Source organism: Microbulbifer rhizosphaerae, from assembly GCF_014191725.1.
GTDB classification, from domain to species: Bacteria; Pseudomonadota; Gammaproteobacteria; order Pseudomonadales; family Cellvibrionaceae; genus Microbulbifer; species Microbulbifer rhizosphaerae.
On record NZ_JACHWZ010000009.1, the window covers coordinates 44099 to 67290 of the forward strand.

The window sequence follows — 23192 nt, forward strand, 5'->3', positions numbered from 1 at the left end:
AAGCTTTGATCAATCTCCCGTAGGAGCGGCGGGGCGGCCATCCGCCCATGCCCGCGATCAGCAGAGGTTAAGCCCACCGGCTGATCGCGGGCATGGCCCGCTCCTACATCGGTCATCGAGATCCTGATGCTTTCTCTATCCTCCCTACCATCCCAAGTCCGCCAGTATCTGCTGGTCACCGGCAACTACTGGGCCTTCACCCTCACCGACGGCGCCCTGCGCATGTTGGTGGTGCTCTATTTCCACGACCTGGGCTACAGCCCGCTGCAGATCGCCCTGCTGTTTCTCTTTTACGAGTTCTTCGGCGTGGTGACCAACCTGGTGGGCGGCTGGCTGGGCGCGCGGCTGGGGTTGAACCGCACCATGAATATCGGCCTGGCGCTGCAGGTAATCGCCCTCGCCATGCTTCTGGTTCCCGCCGCGCTGCTGACGGTTCCCTGGGTGATGGCCGCCCAGGCGCTCTCCGGCATCGCCAAGGATCTCAACAAGATGAGCGCCAAGAGTGCCATCAAACTGCTGGTACCCGCGGAAGCCCAGGGCACCTTGTACAAATGGGTGGCAATACTCACCGGATCGAAAAATGCCCTGAAGGGCGTGGGCTTTTTTCTCGGCGGCGCTCTGCTGGCCCTACTCGGGTTCAGGGGTACCGTGGGGATAATGGCAGCGGCCCTGGCGCTGGTGTGGCTGGCGAGCGTCCTGCTGCTGAAAAGGGATTTGGGCAAGGCCAAAGCGAAAAGCAAATTCCGCGATATTTTCTCCAAGAGCCGCGCGGTCAACCTGCTGTCCGCGGCGCGGCTGTTCCTGTTCGCCGCACGGGATGTATGGTTTGTGGTGGCACTGCCGGTGTTTCTCGCCAGCCGCTTCGGCTGGGATTACTGGCAAGTGGGCGGCTTCCTGGCGCTGTGGATTATCGGCTACGGCATTGTCCAGTCCCTGGCTCCGCACTTTACCGGCAGGGGCAAACTGCCGGACGGCAGAACCGCTTTTGTCTGGGCCGGAGTACTGGCGCTGGTTCCCGCACTGATAGCAATGGCCCTGCTCGGGGGCATTCACCCCGCGGCCAGTTTGCTCGGGGGGCTGATGCTGTTCGGCGCACTCTTCGCAATCAATTCCTCCCTGCACAGCTACCTGATCGTCAGCTATGCGCGGGAGGATGGCGTGTCCATGGATGTGGGTTTCTACTATATGGCCAATGCCATGGGAAGGCTGGCGGGGACAGTGCTGTCCGGCTGGGTCTACCAGACGGCCGGACTGGAGGCCTGCCTGTGGATATCGGCGGTATTTCTGCTGCTGGCAGCGGTACTCTCACTGGGACTACCACGACACCACCCATCGTAGGGCGCGCCGCGCACCAGCTGTTACAGCAATGATTACTGCTGCCCCAGTACCTGATTGACCAGACCCGCCAGGCGAACACCGCCCCGGCGCAGGCGCTGCGCGACAACCTCCCGGTTGCGACGGTAGTAATCCTCCCCCAACTCAACCTGGCTGGTATAGGCATGGCTGTGCACCAGGCGCTGGGATTCAGCGGCCCAGTCCTCCGGCGTGCTGTCCAGCCACTGTTTGCGCTCCCGCTCGCCGATTGACCGCCGCTGTTCTTCGGCGTACTGCTTCCAATCGCGCACAAAGCCCGCGGGCAGGTAGACATCCCAGAGCGCGTGCAGGTTGGTGGGAAAACCGAAGAACTCGACTTTTATATCATTGCCGCCGCGATCCTCGGACAGGCCGGTGTGCAGCGGCTGGTGCAGGTCGCCGACAAAGTGGGCGACAAACAGCAATGCCTCGGCCCGCTCGCTTTTCGTCGCACTGCGGTCACCGAGTATTTTCCCGAAGTGGTCAATGGCCTTGAGGATGCACCCGGCCGGCGGGCAGTCGCGCTCTTCCTTATATCCATCCCATTGGCGCGGCAGGCTGATGTAGTGCATCGACGCCGCCCAGTCGTAGCGGCTGTCGCTGCGAATACGGTCCGCCCAGGTAGTGGCCTCCGCCAGGTTCGGCTCCCCGGCACTCTCCAGCAGCTCTCCCACCCGGGTTCTGACCTCCGGACGCAAATAGCCCCAGGCGATCTCTCCCACCACCCGGTGACCGTCCTCTCCCCAGGCCATTGTATTGACCGATGTCAGTAATATGGAAAAGCAGAAGATTACTTTTACAAAAATATTTCTATCTGGTTTCACTTCATGCCTCATTGTATTTTTCCGTCCCGGCCTATCCTATCTGGACTTTATGACAAACTTGAACTTGAAGACAAAAATTATTTCCGGCGTATTTCCGGGAGCCCATTTTGATGCAGTGTGCTTCACTGTAATGAAGCGGACGCCCGATATTGGTGCCAGATGGTTCTAATTTGAATGGCACTTCCGCGGCATAAAAACCGACAACCAAAACATAACCATACACAAACCTTTTGGCATAATTGTTGCCTCTATGTTACAGAAAAAGAGCGAAAGTGGTTAACTGTTGAGTACAACGACTTTCCCTACTCAAACTCCGCACCAAACAACATCAATAAAATTTTCATCCCAGTGTCATTTTTCTCCCTGAGAATAGCGCCGGCGCTAATTCTCGGAAGCATTGAACAGAACCGAGGAAACAATAAATCATACACCACACCGATGGCCCTGCTCTTTGGCCACTTCAAGACGAGGAGAATTTCATGAAACGCTGCTTTTTCCCGCGTGCACTTTTGTCCGCAGCGGTGATCTCGGCGATGGGCATGACGCCCGCGGCCTACGCACAGGAAACTTCCGCCGCCATTCGCGGTGTCGTCACTGGTGCCGATGGCAATCCCATCGACAACGCCAGAGTCACCGTCGTCCATACCCCCTCCAACAGCCGCAGCGAAATCCTGAGCAGCGAATCCGGCCGCTTCAACCTGAAAGGGCTGCGTGTGGGTGGCCCTTATGTCGTCACGATAAAATCTGACGAAGGCGAGCAGGTAATCGATGATTTGTATCTGACCCTGGGCGACCCCCTGAATCTTCCCGTCAACCTCAGTTCCAGCGAATTCGAGGAAGTCACCGTAGTGGCACGCATGCTGGAGCGGGTCACCGCCCTGGGCCCCTCCTCGAACTTCAACCTGGATGATATTGAAAGCGCCCCCTCCACCACCCGCGACATCAAGTCTCTGGTGCGCATGGACCCGCGGATCTATATCGACGAATCCTTCGGCGATGCTATCCAATGTACCGGTGCCAATCCGCGCTTTAACAGCCTCACCGTCGATGGCGTGCGCATGAATGACAATTTTGGCCTGAACGGCAATGGCTATCCAACTGAGCGTATGCCCTTCTCTTACGATGCCATTCAGCAGGTAGCCGTTGAACTGGCACCCTTTGACGTGCAGTACGGCGGCTTCAGCGCCTGCAATATCAACGCGGTAACCAAGTCCGGCAGCAACGATTGGCACGGTTCCGTTTTCTACGACTACACCGACGACGGCTTCAGCGGAGACTCGCTGGAAGGCGAAAGCTTCGATATCGCATCCTTTGATGAACAGCGCTACAGCGCCACCCTGGGCGGCCCGATTATTCAGGACAAGCTGTTCTTTTTCGCCTCCTACGAAAAACTCGAAGGCGTGGACACCTTCGACCGCGGCCCCGCTGGCGCCGGCGCAGTCGCCGAAGTACAAGGGGTATCACAGGCACAACTGAATGAAATCCTGCGCATCTCCCGCGATGTATACGGCTACGAGCCGGGCGGCCTGCCCTCCAGCCTGCCGGTGGAAGACGAGAAGCTGCTGGTCAAACTGGACTGGAATATCGCCGACGGCCAGCGCGCGGCCTTCAGCTACAACTACAACGACGGTTTCCATATCGCCCAGTCCGACGGAGATCCGGATGAACTGGAACTGTCCAATCACTACTACGAGCGAGGAGCCGAGCTGACTTCCTATGTGGGCCAGCTGTTTTCCGACTGGAGCGATATCTTCTCCACCGAAGTAAAAATCGGCTATTCGGAGCTGGACAACCGCCAGCTGTCCCTGGGCGGCACCGACTACGGCGAGGTGCAGATCAGCACCGAGAACGACCACGACGGCGACGGCAATAGCTCCCGTGCTACTGTTTACCTGGGGGCTGACGACTCCCGTCACGCCAATAAGCTTTACTACGAGACCTTCAACCTGAAACTGGCCGGCCGCTTGCAGCTACAGGATCACCAGTTGCTGTTCGGTTACGAGCATGACACCTTTGACGTCTTCAATATGTTCGTTCAAGAGGCCGAGGGCGAGTACCGATTCGCCAGCATCGAGGATTTCGAGCAGGGCATTGCCTCGCGCGTCATCTACGAGAGCGCCGCCGGTACCAATAACCCGGAGGATGCAGCGGCCGAGTTCAGCTACGACATCAATACCGTCTATCTGCAGGACGAATACACCTTCGCCAATGTCGACCTGACCCTCGTGGGAGGTCTGCGCTACGACTGGTATACCAGCGGCGACAAGCCGACGGAAAACCCGGAGATAGAGGCGCTATACGGTTTCTCCAACCAGCACAACATGGACGGCCAGGACCTGCTACAACCGCGCCTGGGTTTCAATTGGAATATCGATGGCAACCTGGAAGTTCACGGTGGTATCGGACTCTACTCCGGCGGCAATCCCAATGTGTGGATTTCCAACAACTACTCCAACAACGGTGTCACCCAGCTGGAAGTGAGCGACTCCAGCGACACGCCCCTGTCCGATATGGAATGGACCGGGTCCGGCCAGCCCATCTACGGTGTCCCCCAACATCTGTACGACGCGGTGGCCAATGCCGAGAGCGGTGCCGGCGGCGTCAACCTGCTGGACCCGGATTTCGAAATCCCCTCGGTATGGAAGTACGCAGTGGGCGGCAGCTACCAGTTTGAAAACGGCTACCTGGTTTCCGCGGACTGGCTGTACAGCGACTATCAGGATGCGGCGATCGTCCGCGACATCTCCCGAGTACAGGTGGGCACCGCCATCGACGGCCGCTCGATCTACGACAGCGCCAACGGCCGCGACCAGGACTTTATGCTGACCAATGTGGACGGCGATTCCGGCTACTCCAACGTCCTGTCGCTGGGCCTGAGCAAGTCCTTTGACTTCGGCCTGGACGTGGCCCTGGGCTACGCCTATACCGACGCTGAAGACGTCAATCCGATGACCAGTTCGGTGGCCTATTCCAACTACACCAATATCGCCACCGCCGATCCGGAAGACCCCGGTGTCGCGACCTCCAACTACGCAATTCCCCACCGCTTCACCCTCAAGCTGGACTACGCGAGAGAGTTCTTCTCCGGTTACGAGACCCGCTTCAGCCTGTTCGGATCCGCCAACCAGGGCCGCCCCTACAGCTATACGTTTGACAGCGGCTTTATGTTCGGCGACTCCACCGGCTGGGTATCCCGCCACCTGCTGTACGTACCCAGCGGCGCGGATGATCCCAATGTGGTGTTCGGGGAGGACTTCGATACCGAAGCCTTCTTCGCTTGGGTGGATTCCGAGGACCTGGACCGCGGCGGCATTACGGAGCGCAACGAGTTGAACAGCGACTGGTGGACCAAGTTCGACTTCCGTATCGATCAGGAGCTGCCGGGTTTCCGCCCCGACGACCGCGCCCGGGCCTATTTTGTAGTGGCGAACCTGGGCAACCTGCTCAACGACGACTGGGGGGTGATGCACCAGACCGGCTTCCCCCGCTACCAAGCGGCGGTAAGCGCCAGTGTGGACGACCAGGGCCGCTATGTTTTCGAGGAATTCCTGGACCCGGCTGGACAAACACGGGTTTCGGAGCCCTCTTTCTGGCACGCCCGACTGGGAATCAGCTACCAGTTCTGAGCTTTGTAACCATTATGTAGGAGCGGCCGCTGGCCGCGATCGAATCTGTGGATTCAACCAACATCGATCGCGGCCAGCGGCCGCTCCTACAACAGCAGGAACCCCAGGAGGACAAAACCCAAGGCGCTGATCGCTCCCGCGCGCAATGCGTAGGGCAGCTGGGTTTTCACATGGTCCATATGCTCGGTACCCGCCGCCAGCGACGATACGATGGTGGTATCAGAAATCGGGGACGAGTGATCGCCGAAAATCCCCCCGGACAATACCGCGGCCACAAACAGCGCCGGCTCCGCACCCAGCGCAGTGGCAATGGGTATCGCAATCGGCAGCATGATCGAGAAGGTGCCCCAACTGGAGCCCACGGAAAAGGCGATCACACCGGAAACCAGGAAAATAACCACCGGCAGCAGTGCCAGCGGTATCGTGTCACCCACCAGGCCGGCTACATAGATGCCGGTGCCCAGCGCCTTGGCCACTGCACCCAGCGCAAGCGCCAGCACCAGGATCACCGCGATCGGCAGCATATGGCCCGCGCCTTCCATCCACATATGGGTCAGTCTGTCCAGGCTCATGGTGCGCTGGAGCAGCACCAGCAGCGAGATGGTGGCCAGCGCCGCAAGGCTGGCCCAGAGCACGCTGGTGGAGCCGGAGCCGGCGAAGATCTCTCCTCCTCCGGTAATCCAAAGTCCCGCCGGCATCGCTACAATCAATACCGTTACCGGCAGCAGCATATTCACCAGCCGCGGTCTCGCGCTGTCCTTTTCCAAACCGGTAGAAATCTCTATGCCGTCGATCTCGCCAGTAGCGGTGCGCGCCTCGGCGGCGGCCATTGGGCCGGGATTGTAGTTGCGGGTGATGGTGAACGCGGTCATCGCCACTGCGGCAATGGCGTAGAGGTTGAGCGGAATACTCGCCAGCAGTACCGCGAGCGGATCGTTCACACCCAACCCCTCCAGCAGGCCCAGGTTGAATGCGCCCCAGGCGTTCAGCGGGATCAACATGCAGATAGGCGCGGAGGTGGAGTCGATAATATAGGCCAGTTTTTCCCGCGCGACCCTGAAACGGTCGAACAACGGCCGCGACACTGTGCCGGACACCAGCACGGTGATATTGGATTCGATAAAGATTCCCACACCCACCAGCCAAGCCAGCCACTGGGCCCGTCTGCCGTTGGTCACCCAGCGGCTGCGCTCAAGGAAGTGCACAAAGCCGTTGACCGCGCCACTGCGCTCCAGGGTAAAAATAAAAGCGCCGATCACCAGGGTGAAAACCACCACGCGGGCATCCCCCGCGTTGCCCAGCACCGCGATAACGCCGTCTATGCCCTCGGCCAGGGAAGCGACCATACCGGCGTCGCCCAGCAGGAAATAACCGAGCCAGATACCGGCAAAAAGCGCCAGGTAAACCTGGCGGGTGAGCAGCGCCAGGCCGATAGCCAGGAAGGGGGGGAGTACGGAAAGCCAGCTCGGTTCATTCATACTGCTTTTTTCTTGTTATTTCAGCCATTCGCCTGCAAGCAGGCTCCTACAAGTGGGAATATCAAACAAGAGGGGACTCTAGCAGGGTCAAGCTGCCCTTGTCTCCGTCCAGCTCCGCCATGGCCCCGACGGGAACCACTGTCTGGTCCTCCACATGCCCGATCATCAGTCCACGCACTACCGGCACCGCCAGGCCGGCGGTGCGGTCGCGCAGTACCTGTTCCACGCTGAAAGTGTTCTCATCGGTATCCGCCTCGGTGAATTTTCCAAAGACGATGCCCGCCACCTGTTCCAGTTTCCCTGCCAGTCGCAATTGGGTAAGCATGCGATCGATGCGGTAAGGCGCCTCTTCCACATCCTCCAGAAACAGAATTCTGCCGCGAAAATCCGGTTCGTAGGGTGTGCCCAGCAGGCTGGCTACCAGGCTGAGGTTGCCGCCCACCAGCCGGCCCCTGGCCTTGCCGCCGCGGAAACGGGTGATACGGTTTTTCCGTTCCGCCCGCCCGGGGCCGCCGTCGAATGGCGGGGGCGCGCCGAGCGGTACCGGTGCTCTGCTGTTGACCAGCACCTTGCGGAATTCCTCCAGGGTATAGTCGGTAAAATTCTGCGCGGCGATGGGGCCGTGAAAAGTAATCAGGCCGGTGTGCCGGTGAATGGCATTGAGCAGCGCAGTGATATCACTGTAACCCAGCAGCACCTTGGGGTTGTCGGCGATCGTCCGGTAGTCCAGCAACGGCAGGATACGCGCACTGCCGTAGCCACCGCGCAGGCAGAACACCGCATCCACCCTGCTATCGGCGAACATGGCATTGAGATCCGCGGCCCGGTCCTCATCACTGCCGGCGAGATACTGATCCCGCTGGTACAGGTGGGTGCCCTCCTTCACCTCAAACCCCAGCGACTTCACCACATCCATGGCGAAACGGATATCCTCGTTCTCCCAGACATTGCTGGCAGGGCTTACCAAGCCTATGGTCATCCCCGCCCGCAACCGCGCCGGCCGTTGGATTTTCGGCTGCGATTCCTCCGCCGCAGCACCCGTCGCGAGACCGCCCAGCAATGGCGCGGCCACCAGGGATTTGATCAAGGTGCGCCTATACATTCCCTCTCCTCCAAAAATAACTCCGGCTACCGGTGTGCGCGGCGCGCCCTACTTTTGTCTGTCCGCACAAAGTACAGATCCGCGAAATCGTAGCTGAAATCGATATTCGCGGACTGCGGTTGCAGGGTAAAGGTTTCTTTTCCATCCTGCGACTTGCGGGCCACCAGCCAAGCATCCGCATCCAGGATACGATCTCCCCAGCGGAGCTGCCAGACCCCCGGGGCCTGCCGGTGCAGGCTGCCCGAAAGCCTCGGGGATTTCACCGCGCTCAGATACAGGCCATCCGGACCCATTTCAATTTCCACATCGCCAAACCAGGCATCGCGGTAAAGGCCGGGCAGGTCCGACTCGACGAGCGGGGAATCATTTTCGGGAATTGAGATTTGTGACGGGCTGGCAGGCTGTACGGTATTTTCCCGCTGAAAATACGCCAGCCAGTCCCGCTCCGGCGCATCCAGGTAAGGCATCAGCAGGCTGTAGATCATCGCCTGGCGCGCGGTGCCGGCGCTGCGATTCATCAGCACCACCATCGCCAGGTCCAGTTCCGGGACCATTGCTGTCCAGGCGTACATGCCCGACAGGGAACCGGTGTGATGGATCACGCGTTTGCCGTACATATCCTGCACTCGCCAGCCCAGCGCATAGGCGTAGAAATGACCTCCGTCCCGCTGTGTCCGCGCCTGCGACAGGGGCATCAGGGTAACCGGCTTCCACAGGCGATCACGAGTCTCTTCGCTGAACAGCCGCCGACCTTCGGGGGACACGCCACCGGCAAGCAGGGTCTGCAACCAGCGCAACATACCCGCGGCATTGCAGTGCATTCCCCCGGCGGCGGCGGAGATGATCCGTGTGTCGGGTGCCAGGTTGGCGGTATCCACCGTGATTTTTGCGGAAATCAATATATGGGGATCCGCCAGGTTGTCCCTCGCCGTTTCCGGTACTGGACCCGCGTAACAGTCGCGCAAATTCAGCGGTCTCAACAAACGCTCTTCAACAAAGGTTTCAAAGGGCTGACCGTAAACCGATTCGATCAGTTCACCGGCGACTATGTAGAGCAGATTGTCGTAGGCGTAGTCGGCGCGAAACTTCCCCGACAGCGGCAGATGCGACAATCCCGCGAGAATATCTTCACGGGAGAAAGAATTCGGCTGGGGCCAGAGCATCAGGTCTCCCGCGCCGGGGCCCAGTCCGGAGCGGTGGGTGAGCAGGTCTTCCACCCGGAACTCCCGCGTAACCCAGAGATCGGCCAAGGCGAACCCGGGCAGGAAATCCACCACCCGGCTGTCCCATTTGAGTTTGTCCTCCTCCACCAGCAACGCCAGGGCCGCGGTGGTAAACGCCTTGGTGGTGGAGGCCAGTTTAAACAGGGTGTGTTCATCCACCGGCCGCGGCCGGTCCACACTGGTGATACCGAAGCCGCGCAGGAATTGTGGCTTCCCCTCCTGCCAGATGCCCACCGCCATACCGGGGACTTTTTCCTCCATCATGATCCGCTCTATCAGCGTTTCCAGCGCCGCATGGGGAAGCGGTATGTGTTTGGGGATATCGCCACGGGATTCCTTTCCCGGTCCGTCGCAGGCCAGCAGCAACGTGGTGATCAGTAGAATAAAAGCTTTATAATATCGCACCGGGTTCACTCCGAAAAAAATGGGCCCCTGAGGGGCCCGAAACACCTGCGGCAATTGGGGTGATATTGCCTGTGGGAGAAGGCAGCTTATTTTGTCCAGATCGAACCAGTCTCCACTTAAAAGTCTATCCGCGCACTCAACTGCACCCGACGGGGCTCCTGATAGTCCGTCGGGGTCAGGAAATCGTCGTTGGGCGTGGCCATGCCGTAGCGAACAATTTCATCCACACCGGTGACGCTCTGGCTGTTGAGCAGGTTGAAGACTTCCAGGCCCAACACCAGGTCAGATTCGTACAGCGGCGTACGGTAGAAAGCACTCATATTCAGGGCGGTCACCCAGTCGGTATCGCCGTACTCTCCCTTGTCCAGTCGCTCGAACACACGGTCGCCGTTGGAGTCCGCATTGCAGTTGGCCACACAGATGTAGTTGTAGTCGTAGGAGGTGTTCTCGGTAAACGGATTACCCTGGGCGCGGGCGTTGATCGGACGACCGGAAATCAGGCTGAAGTTGGCCGCCAGTGTAAGACTTTCATTGACCTGATAGGCTCCGCGCAGCTTGAAGGCATGGGTGCGGTCGTTGGGCGTTCGGCCGTCGTTGCCGAGCAGGTAGGCCACGTTGTCACCCGCTTCGGTCCATCCGGGAATATTATTTTCAGTATCCGAGTTGACACCGCCCTCGTAATTGCCCTCGCTGCGGGACAGGGTGTAGGAAACATCCATCGACCAGTTGTCGAACCACTCCCGCTTCAGAACCAGCTCCAAGGCCTTGTATTCCCGCTCCGCCTCCGGCCCGCCGATGGGGTTGCCGTTGACGTCGAAGTCCTGCGCCTCGCCCAGGTCGATAGTGACTCTTTCCGGGCCGTTGCCACAGTCGCGGGTGAGGGTCAGCTCGCGGCCCGGGTTGGCGAATACCCAGCCGGAAATATTGCCACAGCTCGCGGTGTCCACATTGATTTTCATATCCTCGATGGCGTTGTGGAACTTGCGGTAGATCCCCCGTACGCCGATTTTCCACTCGTCGTTGAGCAGGCGCTCATAGCCGAGAATAAATTCGTCCTGGTAGCTGGCTTCCAGATCGTTGTCCACGAACTCCTCGGTATTTTCCAGGCCGTCACCGGCGGCGCCGAACTGCTCGGTGGGCCCGAGTTTGTCGCCGAGAATCGGTGTGACGTTGGTCAGTCCCGCACCGGTGGTGTTGGTCTCCAGGCCGGCCAGCTCGTAGTAATTGCGCACGTCCAGGGTACCGCCGCCCTCGCGGGCGGCCAGGCCGTTGGCGATAGGAAAGTAGTAGCGACCGGCATTGGCAAACAGTTTGGACTGGCCGTCGCCGTTGATGTCCCAGGCGAAACCGGCGCGCGGGGAAATCATATCGTCGATTTTCAGGAAAGAGTTGCCGGCGGCGTCCTTGGTATCGAACTCGTCGAAGCGCAGGCCAAGAGTGAGGGTCATCTCGCTGTTCAGGCTCCAGATATCCTCCAGGTAGTAAGCGGAGGTATCCTGGTCGAAAGTTCCGATGGAATTGCGGGTACGGGCGACCACATAGGCGTCCCCCTGAACGACGGCCCCGTTGACTTCATCGCCGGGATTAATGCCGTAGATCGAATAGTAGACTTCGTCCGGGCCGGTGGTCAGCCGGCTCATTTCCGTGGTTCGGGTCTCGTTGTCGAGGCCAAAACGGATCAGGTGATCCCCAACTGCATACTCGAAGTCCAGGCGCAGAGCATCGCGGGAGTTCAGCCGGCCGTCAAAGCGGCTATCGGTGGTGCAGCCGATCTCCTCATCGGCACGGTTGTCGTACACCCGGTTGCACTCCAGGCCAGTGGTATTGTCGGTCACATAGCGGGTTTCACTGTGTCCGTACAGCGCCCGCGCCATCAGGTTGTTCCCGAAGTAACCGGTATAGGTGGCGATAGCGTTTTCGCCTCCGGTTTCCTCCACCGCGGTATCGTTGAAGACATCGTCCACGAAACGGTCGGTCTCCTCTTCGCCCTTATCGGAAAAAGCAACCAGCTCCAGGCTATGGTTTTCCGCTATCAACCAGTCCAGCCTGCCGCCCCAGAATCCCGAGTCGTCCTTGGATTCACTGCGGGTATCACCGGAACTGTTATAGGAAACCTGTTCATTGTTGCGCGGTTCGTACAGGGCGAAAAAGAAAAGCTTGTCCTGGATGATCGGACCTGAGACGTAAAGGCTGGTGGACCAGCTGTCGCTCTCGTCGTCAGAACTGTGGAAAATCCGCTGGCCATTGCGGTTATAGGAGTCCTCGCCGGTGCCGCGGAGGGAATCGGGGGAATAATAACTTTCCGCACCAAACTGAAATTCATTGGTCCCACGCTTGACCACTGCATTGACCACCCCACCGGTGGTACGCCCATACTCCACCGAGTAGCCGCCGGTCTTTACCTGAAATTCCTCATAGAATGCATAGGGGGCACTGGCCGCATCGATGCCGGTTTCCACGTCACTGACATTCAGGCCGTTGATGAAAACCGCGTTTTCACCCACCGAGGCGCCGCCAAACGAAACGCCACCAAACGCGCTGCTACCACCTACCGCTCCGGGAGCCAGCAATGCCACGGATTCCAGGCTGCGGCCCACCGGCAGGAATTCCAGTTCCGCACTGTTGATGGTCATTCCGGATTCGGACGAAGTTAGATCGATGCGATGGGAGCCCCGGTCCGCAACTACAACCACTTCCTCCAGAGAGCCGGTGGACAGGTCCACGTCCACGTTGGTAACGGCACCGATGGTTACACGTACATTTTCCACCAGCACGCTGTCGAAGCCTTCTTTTCTCGCGCGAATCTGGTAATTGCCGATAGGCAGGCGGGAAAAGCGATAACGGCCGCCGGTGCCGGCGGTTACGGTGCGGGAAGCGCCGGTCTCTTTGTTGATGATGGTGATCTGTGCACCAACGAGAATTCCACTGCCCCCCTCCCTGACGAGGCCACTCACCGCACCGTCGTTGTTCTGTGCGTAGGCGAAGTTTCCGAGAGTAGAGGCGCTGCCGATTACAGCCCCGATGGTTGCGGTGAGAAGCTGCCTTTTAAAGTTTCTTCTTATCATTAGTGCGGTCCTCTGAAGGTTGGGAACGGGCTTGGCTGCGCCCCAACCGCTTGACGCAGCGACCTCTTCAGAATAATTTATCAATACGTGATTGCGATGTAAATATATTTTATTCTCACCTCCGCACAAAAATTCCGAATAATTTATTTAACCGGAGCTTTCCATGCATTCCCTGCGCCTTCTCTCCCCGGTCCTGTTCCTCTGCGTTGCTTTATACGCCAAAGCGAATAATCCGGACCGGCTCGAGGCTGTAAAGGCGCTGGTGGATGCCGGGCGGTACCGCCATGCCAAAGTACAGATTGAAAAATTACTGCAAACCGCTGAAGCCCCCACATTGCGCAGGCAACTGGCGTTCGAAGCCGAACGGATGCGCCGGATCGAACGGGATTTTCCGCAGGATTACGCGGCACTGAAGGCGTCGATTCGACGCTATATTCCCGACGCCCGCGAAGAGGAAATACGCGACTGGGATCGTGCAGAGTGGTTGGAATTCAAACAGATCGACGGCGAGCGGCGCTACTTCCGCATGGCTGCGTACAATCTGCTGCAACTCTCCGACCAGCTCGCACAGCGCAGCGCGGATTTTCGCGGGTTCGCCGAGAAGGCTCCGCTCTATTCCCTGCACTCGCACCACCGCGAAGTGATCAACGCGAAGGCGCCGCTGCGCAACCGCATCCAGGTGGATTACACCCTGCGGGTCAAACCCGATGCGGTTCCCGCCGGGGAAACCGTGCGCGCCTGGCTGCCCTTCCCCATCCCCCTGCCCGGCAGTCAGGAAAATATCGAGCTGTTAGCCAGCAGCCCCGGCCGTTACCAGTTGGCTCCCCCACTGCAACCGCAACGCACCATTTACCTGGAGAAAACGGCCCGCGCCGGCGAGGCCACGGAGTTCAAGATCCGCTATGCCTTCGACAGCCTGTCCCGACATACCGTTGTAGATCAGCGGCGCGTGCAACAGCTATCTAAAGACGGCCAGCTGGCACCCTACCTTGCGGAGCGCCCACCACATATCGTTTTTACTCCGAAACTGCGCGCGCGCTCACAGCACATTGTCGGCGACGAATACAACAGCTACCGGATCGCGCAAAAACTCTTTGCCCACGTCGACAAAATTCCCTGGGCCAGCGCCCGCGAATACTCAACCATCCGCAATATCAGCCACTACGCCGCCCATGCGGGCCACGCCGACTGCGGCCAGCAGACGCTGCTGCTGATCACCCTGATGCGCATGAACGGTATTCCTGCGCGCTGGCAGTCCGGTTGGGAATTTTCTCCGGGAGATTTCGATACCATGCACGATTGGGGAGAGTTCTACCTGGAGCCCTACGGCTGGCTGCCCATGGACGTCACCCACGGTGTGCTGGCCGGCGAAACGGAATCGGAAACCTGGTTCTACCTGGGCGGGCTGGACGCTTTCCGCTTGGTGTTCAACAGCGACTACAGCCAGCCCTTTCTCCCGGAAAAACAGCATTTTCGCTCAGAGACGGTGGATTCGCAGCGCGGGGAGGTGGAATGGCGCGGTGGGAATTTGTACTTCGATCAGTGGAATTACGATCTGGAATGGCAGCTGGTCGAGGCGGAGAATCGATAAATGCGCTGTAGGAGCGGCCGTTGGCCGCGACAAATCTGCAGGGCCGAAGGCACCGTGAACACCTGGAGCGGCGGGGCGGCCGATTTGGGCGCCGAAGGCGCCCCAGGGGCGAACGCCAGGATAGCCTGAGTCAACAACCTCACTTCGTAGTACGATCGATCGCGGCCAACGGCCGCTCCTACAGGAAAAGGTAATTGCCGGACGGTTATTTGCCTAGAATCAAACCGGTTATCAGGCTTTCCACCAAGTGCAATTGCCCCGCCTGGAACAGCAGCCGCTGCAGTGCCCGCTCCTCCTCTTCCATGGGCATTACGAACAGGCGAATATCCGCGTACATGCTCACCGCATTGTGGTTGTAGCGGGTGAGGCTCAATACTTTAGCGCCGCATCCGCGGGCGCGTTTGGCGACTTCCACCAGGGACTCCTCGCCGCCCATGTCGCAGACGATACAGAGCAGGTCGCCCGCCTCCATATTGGCTACGATGGATTTTTGCAGATCCATGTCCTGCTCGAACACCGACCAGCGGCCGTTTTCCCGCAGGTGCAGGTTCAGGTAGCGGGCCACCGCCACCGACCTGGCACAGGCGGCGACTTGAATACAGCGGGAATGGCCGAGCGCTTTCACCGCCGCTCCCAGCTGTTGCGGATCATTGATACTCACCGTGTGCTGCAACACTTCCATTTTCTTCTGGCCCAGGGTGCTGAGAATACTCTCGGGGCCGGGAAAAAAAGACTCGGGCTCCGCCTCACTGGCTTCGGCGCGGGAATTGAGTGCATAGGATTCGTGCACGGCCAGCTTGAGGCTGGGATAACCTTTGTAACCGAGTTTCTGTGAAAACTTGACGACGCTGGACTGGCTGACCCCAACGGCGTCCGCCAGCTGTTGAGAGGAGTAATCGCGCAGCAGCTTGGTGTTGTCCAGAATAAAATCAGCGAGTTTGCGTTCATTGACAGACATCTGCTCTCGCATGGAACGCATTTTCAATAAACAGTTCATGCCCTGTTGCTCCGCTTGGATACTCCGCTCAATTGTCCAGCGGCCTCAGGCCCTCGATGCGCTCAATACCCAGCCCCGGGGTTTCGCTGAGGATGATATCCGCATCTTTATAGGTAACGCCACCAACCACGGGATCATATTGGCAAAGGGAGGGTACGTCCAGGTCGAGCTTGGTCACCGCGCAGGGCTTTGCCGCCGCCACATGGGCAGCCGCGGAAACGCCTATGCTGGTTTCCAGCATACAGCCCATCATGCATTCGACATTGTAGACAGAAGCAATATCTGCGATTTTTATCGCATTGGAAATTCCGCCGGTCTTCATCAGTTTGATATTGATAATCTCGGCGGCGCGCTGCCTGATCACCTCGAACGCGTCGATGGGCCCGAAAATGCTTTCATCGGCCATGAGCGGAGTCTGCACCCGCTCGGCGATATAGCGCATGCCGTCCAGGTCCCGGGCGCTCACCGGCTGCTCCACCAGCTCCAGCACCACCCCGGCCTCCTCCAGGTTTTTGATCGCCAGCACCGCCTGTTTCGGATTCCAGCCCTGATTGGCGTCCAGGCGCAGGCGCGCCTGCCCCTCCACCGCGGCGTAAACCGCCTTTATACGTTCCATATCGAGACCGATGTCCTTGCCAACCTTGAGTTTCAGTATCTCAAAACCGCGCTCCACCGCGCGCTTCGCATCGGCCACCATCTTGTCGATGTAATCCACACTGATAGTAATATCGGTGGTCAGGCCGTTCCCGTCCCCACCCAGAATCCGGTACAGCGGCGCCCGATGCAGTTGTGCGAACAGGTCGTAGAGGGCAATTTCGATCGCCGCCTTTGCGCTGTAGTTATTGACCAGCGCGGCCTGCACTTCGCCGCAGATCCGGTTGAGATGCTGCACCTCTCGGCCCAGCAGCAGCGGAGTGAAGATGGTGCGGATCGCCTCGACCACGGAACCGTGGGTGTCCCCGGTAATCGCCGCCGTGGCTGGAGCATTGCCATAGCCCAACTGGCCGGTGTCGGTCTCCAGGATGACGACCACATCCTCCACGCATTCGACGGTGCGCAGGGCAGTTTTGAAGGGCGTGATCAGGGGCACTTTCAGCATGCCGAGCTTGACGTCAACTATTTTCATAAAAACACCGGTTAGCGGATCGATTTGATGGCGTAGATACTGTCGACAAGTTTTTTGCCGGGGCTAAGCCACAGGGGCGTCAAAGGGGTAACCGACACGCCGGAGAGTGTGCCGCGATAGAGTTCCCCACTTTCATCGTAATAGACCAACCCCACTACGTCGTGGATGACGTAGGGCTCGCCTTCTACGCGGCCGATAGCCATCATTACATGGCCGGGAGTATAAATCAGGTCGCCCACTTGCAGCCGCTCCAGCGCGCGCTGCCGGCGCTCGTTGTCGCCATCGCCGTCGGCAAAAAAAAGTGTGGGGGCAAAATCGCTCTGTCCCTGCTGGCCGGAGTTGCGCGGCATCAGGATGCCGAAGGTCTTGTAAACCTCGCCGATAAAGCCGGTGCAGTCCCGGGCGTTGTAGTCGTGCCCCCAGCCGTAGCGTTCGCCGAGAAACTTGAATGCCTGCCGCAAAAGTACCGACGGCCGGTAAGGTAAATTCCCCACACTCACATCGCGGCTGCGCGCGATCAGTGCGGGCCGGAATTCCAGGCGGCCGTCGTCGTCGCGCACCGGCAGCTCCACCACATGGCTGGCGTAGGGGTTTTGCCCGTTGACGTCGTGCCCGGCTTCGATGCCGGTCATCAGTGGCAGGCTGGTGCCCATATCCAACTGCAGCTGAGATGTTCGCGGGTCGACCGGATTGAAGTTGGTCCCAACCTGTGCGCTGGTGACCACCAGGCGCGGAGCCCTGTTCCGCCAACGTTCGATTTCCTCCCGCGGACCGGTGGCGACAGCGGCTTTGGGCAGCCAGGCCGCGTAGTGATAGTTCATCGCAAACCACCAGTCGCCGTCTGCACTCTCGTGCAGCAGGGCGACCACCTGCCCCGGGAATACGCCGGTTTCCTGGAAGCGGTCCAGGTCCTTTTCGGCGGGGTCCCTGAACACCCGCTCGTCGGTGGGATAGCTGCGCATGCTGTCGCGCCGGACTACCAGTCCCCACCGCACTTCCAGCTCCGAGGGCAGGGCTTCGCGCCCCAGTGCGGATTCCAGTCTCGCGTAATCCGCACTGGAGACTTCGCGTCCGTCGGCATAATAGCGCGGCGACCGGGCCGGCCGGCTGACGTCGTCCAGCAGCGGCAGCAGCTGTTCCCGGGCAAGGGTATCGGGGAGGTTTGCGAGATCGTGGAGGTGTGGGTCTGAAGCCAGGTTGCGCCGGTTGAATTCGGCGATGACATCAGCGGTGAGGCGTTCGGAGTCGTCCCCGATCCGCTCAATCCAAAAGGCGGCGGACAGCATGGGCAGTTGGATGCCCGGGACGTCGGTGGAGAAACCGTAATTCCTGTCCGACGACAGGGGTTCAGTGGAGTCGCTACAAGCGGACAAGAGTCCCAGCAGGCATAGAGCCACCAGTACTGCCCGCTGACCCGTGCCACGCAAATTGCCGATCATGGGGAGCCTCCTGTCGCTATTTTTAGTGAGCCCCAAAGATGACAAAAGAATATATTATTCTACCATCCACAGCAATAAAGAATAAATTAGTGAATGGAAGGGCTTCTTTTCGAGTGCGGGGAAGCGCTGTGTACGTCACAGTCCTCCGAGCCAGCGCTCCAGTGTCTCACGCAGGCTTTCCCGGTCCAGCGGCTTGGTAAGAAAGCTGTCCATGCCCGCCGCCAAGCAGCGACTCTCGAACTGCTCCCGTGTGGTGCTGGTCAGGGCGACGATCGGCAATCGGTCGCCGGGGGTGTTGTCCGCCTCCCAGCGGCGCAGGCTCTCGATAATCTGTGCACTGTGCTCGGTGTTCTGCTGGCAATCCACCAGCAGCAGGTTGTATCCACCCTCCGGCAGGCGCTCCAGGGCCTCCTTTATCGAAGAGGCCACATCGACGCGGTAGCCCAGTGCCTGCAACATCTCTTCAGTGACTCCGTGCTGGTGAGTCTCCTCGATCAGCAGCAGCGATCTATGCCGCGGTTGCTCTTCGCTGCGACAAACAATGCGCCGGCTGACTTTTTTGGCACTGCCGAAGAGGCGTTCGATCAGCGCGTCGTGCAGTTCCTTGCGGGTTACCGGCCGCGGCAGATATCGCGGGCTGGGCAGTGCCTGCTGCAGTGGAGAGAAGTCGCTCTCATGGCCACAGCCCCCAAGACACAGCAATGGGGATTCGCTTTCGCTCTCATCGATGAGAATCGCGGCGACATCCGCGAGCAATTGCCGATCACCCATTGCCGGCACCAGCAATATCAGACGCCCGTAGCTGAGTGCCTGTCGCAGGGATTCCTCAGCGACCTTGCGGTTGACTTCCGACCAGTTGTAACTGGCCACCTCCATGCCGAAGGAGTGCAGTGCCTGAACAAGGCCGGCAACAAACAGCCCTCCCTGGTGCAGGAACACCACTTCGTGGTCCTGCAAGCGGCGGTCGGGGGTAAGATAGATGCGCTGGTTGGGCTCAATGGCGAATTTCATCGCCACTTGATAGCGATTGCCCTCGTCGGAGGAATACAGCTGCATGTAGCCGCCCATGATCTCCGCCAGGCCTTTGGCGATGGATAAGCCCAGGCCGGTGGTCACCTGGGTGCTATCCAGGCGGGAGAAAGCGCCGAAAAGCTCGCTTTCCTCCGGCAGTATTTCCCCCTCGCCGGAATCGCGCAGCTGGATGGTCAGCTGCCCCTCGACACTGTTGATGTACTCGAAACTCACCTGCCCCCAGAGTTCACCCCGGTGGGCAATCATGGTGGCGGAATCCACCAGGTTGCGGATCAGTTGGCCGGTTCTGCGGTTGTCACCTGTGACCATGACCGGCAGGTTATCGTCGATCTGGAAGTTCAGTTCCAGATGCTGCTGGTGCGCGTTGTCGGCCGCGAACTTGAAGGATTTCTCGATCGCCTTGACCAGGTTGAAAGGCCCTTGGCGCAGATGGACATCCTGGCGAGCGACGCGGGCGAAGAGTCCCACATTGTCCACCAGTTTCAGCTGCTGGCCACCGGTTCTCTTCGCCAGTTGGATCAGTTCATGCTGACGCTTGGTCAGCGGCTCCTCCTCCAGCAGGGTCAGCGCATCCATGGAGTCCGCCACCTGGCTGCGAAATTCCTGGCCGATATTGGCGATAAATTCGTTGGTCAGCGCCACCGCCGCCTCCGAGTGCTTGCTCGCCGCGGCAAGGTGACTGGCGCGCTGCTGCAGCTCGTACATGGCCGCGATGCGGTCCCAGTAGTTCTCGGATTCCCGCCGCCCCTGATGCGCCGTCAACCACACAAAAATAAAGGTCGCCGCGCCGTAGATGGTGCCGAGGATATCTCCCGACAGGAAGGCCACGACAGCGGCGGGTAACAGGCAGGCGGAGATAAACCAGGCGAGAAAGCGATGGTAGGGAGCGAAAACGGTGGCGACGCTGGAACAGAAGATCACCGTGTACAGCCAGAGGAAGTGGGTTTCCGGGGCAAAGCCCACCAGCCACACGTGGCAGAGCAGGATTATCCCCCACCACAGGGCCCCCACGGTGGAGGACAGGAAATAGCGCTGGCGCCATCGATTGGGCCCCGCAGCGTAGATACCGGCGAAGCGGAAGACATAGTAGCCGCGCACCAGGGTCAGCAGCACCAGCCCGATACCCAGGACCAAAACCAACTGCGGCGCCTCCGAGCGGAGATCCCCCACTGCGGTGGCGATGGCAAAAGCGAGCAGGGACAACAGCAAGCCGCGGCGGGTGTACTTGGCAACCCGCATGTCTGTGTTCCGGCACACCCGGCGGTCTTTCTGGACTTTCAGTTCGGGGCGGTCAAATAACGGCATATCCGCTAACCAATGCCCAGTATCTCTACCAGGACTGTTTTTATAAGGAATCCGAGCAGGCCCAAGCCCAGGGCGATAAACAAAATAAAGGTGCCGAAACGCCCAGCCTTGGACTCTTTGGCCAGGTTCCAAACGATGAAGACCATAAAAAGGATGAGTCCGCCGACACCGAACCAGAGGGAGTACTCTTCAAACTGTTCGAATGACATGGAACCACCCGCCTCGAAAATTGGCGCGGATTCTACAGTGATCAGTGATCAGTTAACAGTGGCGCTATCGTCACCGTTAGCCGGTCAGGATCATGCTCCCTGGTAGTAATCCCCATCCTCCGCCCGGGTACCACAGCGCAGTCGGCGAACTTCCCGGTCACGGTATCGGCTGTCATGCCAGCAGAGCGGCAGCGCTTCTCCGGACAGGAAGCTCAACTGAGTCTTGTCGAAGACCTCCGGATCCTGCACTTCCTCGCCCCAGAGGTAGCGACCCACAACGGTCAACTCGTAGGGATTCGCCAGGGTGACTATATCGGCCACCTCGACCAGGTGGTTGGTGGCGGTATCTTTAAACAGCATCGTGGCATCCATTTCGTCTTCGTACCCCAAGTATAGGGGTTTAGGTACCACTTCCGTTGGACCATCCTGGTGGTTTCACACTTGGCTCAGCAATAAACAGTCCAGAAAAAAAGAAACATAACGATAGAAACTCTACCCAATAAATTCGCAAAAACGAACGTAAGGTTATATTTTGACCTGCAAATTATCGAAAAATAACTTCCAGCTATTGAGGGCTGATAATTGATAACTGATCACCCTTCCAGGGTCAGACGCGCAGACACCATCCCTTCCTGGGGCAGCGCGTCCAGGTTGACAGTGCGAATGGTAAAGCGCTGCTGTATCAGGTTGTTCAGCCAGGGTTGCAGATCCTGGTAACGGGCCTGCTCTATCCACAGGCGAATGCGCCCCTCTCCTTCCGGCTCAAAGCGCCTGATAGTAATCTTGTGTTGTTCCGCGGCGGCGGTGACCCGCTGCAACAGAGTGCCCTGGGATTGGGCCGGCGATCCCATGGAACTGGTATCCAGGCGCTCCAGTATTGGGCGCTGAGACTCGATCCACTGCACCAGTTGACGTGATTTCTCGGCTTCGGCCCGGGCGCTGTCGAAGAAGTTCTTGGCGGGCATAAACAGGCCGTAGACCACAAACATCCCGCCGAGAAACAGCGAGAGTAGACCCAGGGCGCGCTGGTCGTTGGGCGGCAGCGCCTGCCATTTCTGTCGCCATTGTTCGATTTGTTCTTTCATCGCTGCTCGATCACTGAGTTCACTGATAACTGATTAACGCAGCCGGATACGTCCGGACACGCCCTTCTCGAGTTCATTGGCCGCCAACAGCTCCGCCTTGTACTCGCCGTTGGACAGGCGCCCTACCAGGGTGTCCAGGTCGGCCAGATTGGGAGCCTGCAGTTGAAGTACCATTTCCCCGCGGTTGCCGTCGAAGCGCAGGGACTGCAACTTCAGTCCGCCGCCCTTATGCTGGCCCCAGACGCCGCTCAGCAGTTGCATCTGGCGCCCAAAGCTGCTGCTGCCGGCGGCGGCCTGGTTGAGATAGCCCTCCACCTGACGGCGAATATCCGCGCTCGGCCGGTCCCGCGGAAAGAGTTGGCCGAACAGCGCCTGCGCCTCACTCTCCGCGCCGCCCGCGCGCCATTGATAATAGCCCCCGGCAGCCAGATACAGCATCAGTTGAAGCACGAAGCAGGCCACCGCCGCAATCGCCGGCTTGTACCACCAGTCGCGCTCATCGCTGCCGTCGTCCAACTGGTAATCGCCGCTCAGCAGATTGGCCAGGCGATCGGGCCTGGCGCAGGCCAGGAGTTCTTCCTCCGGCGCCCGCTCGGAGCGCTGCAGGCGCTCGCCAAACAGGGTTTCCAATTCCGCTACGACCAGGGAGTCATCCCCGCCGGCACCGAGCAGTTGCAGCTCGGGCGCCGCACTCTCAGCACTCTCATCCGCGTCATCGTCACTGTCGCCAGCTTCCGCCAGATGGGCCAACAGCGGCTGCAGATGCTGGCGGTGAATAGTGAGGCCGTACCCGGCTTTGTGCCAGATATGTGCCTGGTTGCCGTCGATCCACAGGGCGATATCCCGGCTCAGCGGTTCCAGTAGCTGGTACTCTGGTACAGCCGCGACCACCGGCCATTGCAGGCGCTGCAATTGGCTGTGCAGCGCATCCATCTTCTCCCTGGCGACGGCATAGATACTGCATTGCTCGCCGCTGATGGGCCGGCACAGGAAGTGCAGGTCCTCCACATCCTCGGCCAACCGCTCCTCCACCATGTACCCAATTGCGCTGCTCTGGCGGCGCGCGGCTTTGGGAATCGCTTCCACGCCGCTCCACACCCAGTTGCCGGGGAGAAGTAGCAGCGCCCGGGCGTTCTCGGGAAAGTCGAGCTGGATTGCGCCCTCCGGGTTTTCCCACGGCTCGCGGTCCGGGTCGAGGGCGCGCACAAAGCTGTCATCCAGGGCCACAGGACGCCAGCCATCGCTGCACCAGCAGAGGACGCCGAGGCCACCTTCATCCTCCTGCAAACGCAACAACATCAGTTGCCGCCCAGGTGCTGCATCCTTTGATTC

16 protein-coding genes are annotated in these 23192 nt (G+C 59.5%); 3 read left to right on the forward strand and 13 right to left on the reverse strand.

From position 1 onward, the window contains the following. Window positions 1–126: 126 nt before the first annotated feature. Window positions 127–1338: an organoarsenical effux MFS transporter ArsJ gene (gene arsJ, locus FHS09_RS10590; protein WP_183459625.1), complete on the forward strand. Its 1212-nt coding sequence runs from the start codon at window positions 127–129 to the stop codon at window positions 1336–1338. A 32-nt stretch (window positions 1339–1370) separates the two neighbouring features. On the opposite strand, the gene FHS09_RS10595 is transcribed toward arsJ, so the two are convergent. Beyond that, complete coding sequence (locus FHS09_RS10595) at window positions 1371–2177, reverse strand: S1/P1 nuclease (RefSeq protein WP_183459627.1); 807 nt, start codon at window positions 2175–2177, stop codon at window positions 1371–1373. Between the two features lie 479 nt (window positions 2178–2656). On the opposite strand from FHS09_RS10595, the gene FHS09_RS10600 reads away from it, so the two are divergent. Then, complete coding sequence (locus tag FHS09_RS10600; RefSeq protein ID WP_183459629.1) at window positions 2657–5803, forward strand: TonB-dependent receptor; 3147 nt, start codon at window positions 2657–2659, stop codon at window positions 5801–5803. An 86-nt stretch (window positions 5804–5889) separates the two neighbouring features. On the opposite strand, the gene FHS09_RS10605 is transcribed toward FHS09_RS10600, so the two are convergent. The 4 genes from FHS09_RS10605 to FHS09_RS10620 all read right to left on the reverse strand — a co-directional run bounded on the left by FHS09_RS10605 (window position 5890) and on the right by FHS09_RS10620 (window position 13076). Continuing rightward, a complete protein-coding gene (locus FHS09_RS10605) occupies window positions 5890–7281 on the reverse strand; it encodes a Na+/H+ antiporter NhaC family protein (protein WP_183459632.1) in 1392 nt (463 codons plus the stop codon). A 61-nt stretch (window positions 7282–7342) separates the two neighbouring features. Further along, window positions 7343–8383: a S66 peptidase family protein gene (locus FHS09_RS10610; RefSeq protein WP_183459634.1), complete on the reverse strand. Its 1041-nt coding sequence runs from the start codon at window positions 8381–8383 to the stop codon at window positions 7343–7345. Between the two features lie 26 nt (window positions 8384–8409). Next, window positions 8410–10011 (reverse strand): serine hydrolase, encoded by a 1602-nt coding sequence (locus tag FHS09_RS10615; RefSeq protein ID WP_183459636.1) that lies wholly within the window; start codon window positions 10009–10011, stop codon window positions 8410–8412. Between the two features lie 116 nt (window positions 10012–10127). Then, window positions 10128–13076, reverse strand: a complete 2949-nt coding sequence (locus FHS09_RS10620; RefSeq protein WP_183459638.1) for a TonB-dependent receptor — start codon at window positions 13074–13076, stop codon at window positions 10128–10130. 163 nt (window positions 13077–13239) lie between these two features. On the opposite strand from FHS09_RS10620, the gene FHS09_RS10625 reads away from it, so the two are divergent. Then, window positions 13240–14667, forward strand: coding sequence for a transglutaminase-like domain-containing protein (locus FHS09_RS10625; RefSeq protein WP_183459640.1), 1428 nt, complete (start codon window positions 13240–13242; stop codon window positions 14665–14667). Between the two features lie 205 nt (window positions 14668–14872). On the opposite strand, the gene FHS09_RS10630 is transcribed toward FHS09_RS10625, so the two are convergent. From FHS09_RS10630 to gspL, 8 genes are all read right to left on the reverse strand, one after another. Beyond that, entirely contained in the window at window positions 14873–15664 is a 792-nt protein-coding gene (locus FHS09_RS10630; protein ID WP_183459642.1) for a MurR/RpiR family transcriptional regulator, read from the reverse strand. Between the two features lie 28 nt (window positions 15665–15692). Beyond that, window positions 15693–16790: a dipeptide epimerase gene (locus FHS09_RS10635; protein ID WP_183459644.1), complete on the reverse strand. Its 1098-nt coding sequence runs from the start codon at window positions 16788–16790 to the stop codon at window positions 15693–15695. A gap of 11 nt (window positions 16791–16801) precedes the next feature. Beyond that, window positions 16802–18229: an SH3 domain-containing protein gene (locus FHS09_RS10640; protein WP_183459646.1), complete on the reverse strand. Its 1428-nt coding sequence runs from the start codon at window positions 18227–18229 to the stop codon at window positions 16802–16804. 135 nt (window positions 18230–18364) lie between these two features. Continuing rightward, window positions 18365–20500 (reverse strand): hybrid sensor histidine kinase/response regulator, encoded by a 2136-nt coding sequence (locus FHS09_RS10645; RefSeq protein WP_246394861.1) that lies wholly within the window; start codon window positions 20498–20500, stop codon window positions 18365–18367. A 71-nt stretch (window positions 20501–20571) separates the two neighbouring features. Next, entirely contained in the window at window positions 20572–20775 is a 204-nt protein-coding gene (locus FHS09_RS10650; protein ID WP_183459650.1) for a DUF2788 domain-containing protein, read from the reverse strand. Between the two features lie 90 nt (window positions 20776–20865). Beyond that, entirely contained in the window at window positions 20866–21135 is a 270-nt protein-coding gene (locus FHS09_RS10655) for an acetyltransferase (RefSeq protein WP_183459652.1), read from the reverse strand. Window positions 21136–21368: 233 nt separating this feature from the next. Then, window positions 21369–21860: a type II secretion system protein GspM gene (gene gspM / locus FHS09_RS10660; RefSeq protein ID WP_183459654.1), complete on the reverse strand. Its 492-nt coding sequence runs from the start codon at window positions 21858–21860 to the stop codon at window positions 21369–21371. Between the two features lie 33 nt (window positions 21861–21893). Further along, a complete protein-coding gene (gene gspL / locus FHS09_RS10665) occupies window positions 21894–23159 on the reverse strand; it encodes a type II secretion system protein GspL (RefSeq protein WP_183459656.1) in 1266 nt (421 codons plus the stop codon). Between the last annotated feature and the right edge of the window lie 33 nt (window positions 23160–23192).